The organism is Mesorhizobium sp. M8A.F.Ca.ET.021.01.1.1, assembly GCF_003998025.1.
Classification (GTDB): Bacteria; Pseudomonadota; Alphaproteobacteria; order Rhizobiales; family Rhizobiaceae; genus Mesorhizobium.
In genome coordinates this window covers 1-2,640 of the sequence record NZ_RZSJ01000731.1, presented here as the reverse complement: position 1 = coordinate 2,640, position 2,640 = coordinate 1, and the positions used below count along the sequence as shown (strand labels likewise).

The window sequence follows — 2,640 nt, the reverse complement described above, 5'->3', positions numbered from 1 at the left end:
GGGTGACCGCGCCAGCCGGCGCTCCGGCCAGAAGCAGCGCCGACATGGCGGCGCCCGCCAGCAAGATGCGGGATCGTAGAGCAAGCTTTTCCATCATCATGATGATTGTTCCCTGTTTTGTTGTTTGTTGACCTGAGTTCCCGGCTCAGGGTTGCGGTGTTCTTTCAGGGCTCCAATGAAAGCCCTTGACTCGCTACCGTCGTGGTTTTTGTCCAGTTGGTCAACACCTTATCCGGCGACTCCCAGCCCGGCAACGAGGATTTGCGAGACGGCCTCAGTGGATCAGAATACACAGCGGCGTGTCGACGCATGCGCCGGCCAAATGATGCCGGGGATCGGGAAAAATCTGCTAAAATTCGATGCTATTTCAGCGCGGCGACCAGGCCGGCATCGGGAAAACAGGTGGCGGCCTGACCATTCTTTTCCTGCCATCTGCCGATCGAGCGGCGGGTCTTGAAGCCGGGCAGACCGTCGGCGCTGCCAACATCATAGCCTTTGGCTTCCAGGGCCCGCTGCAGGGTGGCGATGTCGGAGCGGTGGAGATCGCCGACCGGACCCCAGCTACCGGAAAAATTCTGATCGCCATGGGCGATGCGGTCGGCGCCATGGCCGATGAACAGCGCGTAGAGGTCGCTGGTGTTGTATTGTTTCAGCACGTAGAAATTGGGAGTCGCGATGAAGGCTGGGCCGCTGCGCCCGGCCGGCATCAGCAGGAAACCTTCCGCCTTCAGCTCGCTCGCCGGGAAGGCTTTACCGCCGACGCGCTCAATGCCCATGGCGGCCCATTGCGAGATCTTTTTGCCCTGGTCCGGGCCCTCCAGCGAACAGGAGACGCTCTCAGGTACGATCACCTCGAAACCCCAGCCGCGTCCCCTCACCCAGCCATAATGGACAAGATAATTGGCGATCGAGGCCAGCACGTCGGGCGTCGAATTCCAGATGTCGACTCGGCCGTCGCCGTCGAAATCGACCGCATGCTCGAGGAAAGAGGTCGGCATGAATTGCGGCTGGCCGAGCGCCCCGGCCCAGGACGATTTCATCGCGCCGACCGGGGCCAGCCCGCGCTGGACGATTTCCAGCGCCGCCAGCAGTTCGGTGCGGAAGAAATCCTTTTTCGTCGACATGAACGCCTTGGTGCCCAGCACTTCGAAGGCGTCGTAGGGCATCTTCGCCGCGCCGAAGCCGGTCTCGCGGCCCCAGATCGCCAGAATGATTCCGCCCGGCACGCCATAGCGCTCTTCGATCGCGGCAAGCGTGCGGGCATTGGCGGCTTCGCGGGTGCGCCCGCCCGATGTCACCGCACGAACCGTCTTCTCGGCAAAATAGGCGCAGGGAGAACCGAACTCGGCCTGGTGCTGCTTCTGCGGCGTCTTCGGTTTCTCGCCTGGCATGACAAGGTCGGGGAGATTGAGATTGGGCTTGATGCCGTTGAACGCGGCGTCGAACGTATTTTTGGAAATGCCTTTCGCCTTGGCGTCGGGCCAGAGATCGGTCTGGAGCCAGGTCCTGAACTGGTCGTCGATCTTGGAGGCGAACGCGGGGGCAGCGATGAGGGCAAAGAGCGCTGCAAGAAAGAATGCAAAGCTGAACTTGCGAAAGCCGCGTTCTGTAGCGTGCACCACCAGCTTCGAAAGATGCGTGGCAATCATCGTGCGCATCCTCTCCGCAATCGTGTCAAAACGCCGTCCGCGAGCGCAGCGCCGCGGCAAGCGTGCCTTCGTCGAGATAGTCGAGTTCACCGCCGACCGGTACGCCGTGCGCCAGCCGTGTTATCTTGACCTCGAAGCCGGAGAGTTGATCGGTGAGGTAGTGCGCGGTAGTCTGGCCCTCGACCGTCGCGTTGACGGCGAGGATGAGTTCCTTGACCTCGCCGCCGGCGATGCGGTCGATCAGCGAGCGGATGTTGAGCTGATCGGGGCCGATGCCGTCGAGCGGCGACAGCGTGCCGCCAAGCACGTGGTAACGCACATTCATCGCCGCCGCCCGCTCCAGCGCCCAGAGATCCGAGACGTCCTCGACGACGATCAAGGTGGCGGCATCGCGGCGTGGATCGGTACAGATCATGCAAGGATCCGAGGTGTCGACATTGCCACAGGTGGAGCAGATGCGCACCTTGTCGGCGGCCTCGCCCATGGCGGCGGCGAGCGGCGACAGCAACTGTTCCTTCTTCTTGATCAGATGCAGTGCCGCGCGCCTGGCCGAACGGGGGCCAAGCCCCGGCACCTTGGCCAGGAGTTGGATCAGGCGTTCGATCTCGGGACCGGCGATTCGCTTGGACATCGCCCTGATCTAGGATTTTTCAGAGCGCTTTGAAACATCCGGCGTCCGCGAATGTCCCGCCATCCTGCCATTGCGGGTTTGCGACACGCATCAGTTGGTTTCGAGCGGGCGGCCCTGGCTGACGATCATCGCGCCTATCGCGTCGGTGTTTTCAGGCGTCGACTGGAAGCCCATCGCCGCTTCCTGTGGCTCGCCCTCAACCGAGGAGATCACCCTCTTGTTCGAGGCCCCGCCGGTCAAGGTTCCGCCGAAACGAGCGACATCCGGCTCCTCCATCGGCTCCTGCATGGCGACCAGTGTCGGCTTCGCCGAGACGCGTGCGGACTTGGCCGTCAGCGCCGCGGACGCAGTGACATAGGT

General features: G+C 62.7%; 2 protein-coding genes and 1 pseudogene. All 3 read right to left on the bottom strand.

What is annotated here, in order from left to right; translation table 11 throughout:
• Positions 1 to 362 precede the first annotated feature (362 nt).
• Complete coding sequence (locus EOA36_RS32995; protein ID WP_127280960.1) at positions 363 to 1,649, bottom strand: lytic murein transglycosylase; 1,287 nt, start codon at positions 1,647 to 1,649, stop codon at positions 363 to 365.
• Between the two features lie 25 nt (positions 1,650 to 1,674).
• Positions 1,675 to 2,280 carry a recombination mediator RecR gene (recR, locus tag EOA36_RS32990; RefSeq protein ID WP_127280959.1) on the bottom strand — a complete coding sequence of 202 codons (606 nt, stop codon included), beginning with the start codon at positions 2,278 to 2,280 and terminating at the stop codon, positions 1,675 to 1,677.
• Between the two features lie 90 nt (positions 2,281 to 2,370).
• Positions 2,371 to 2,640 (bottom strand): annotated as a pseudogene (locus EOA36_RS32985) (cell wall hydrolase); the annotation flags it as partial.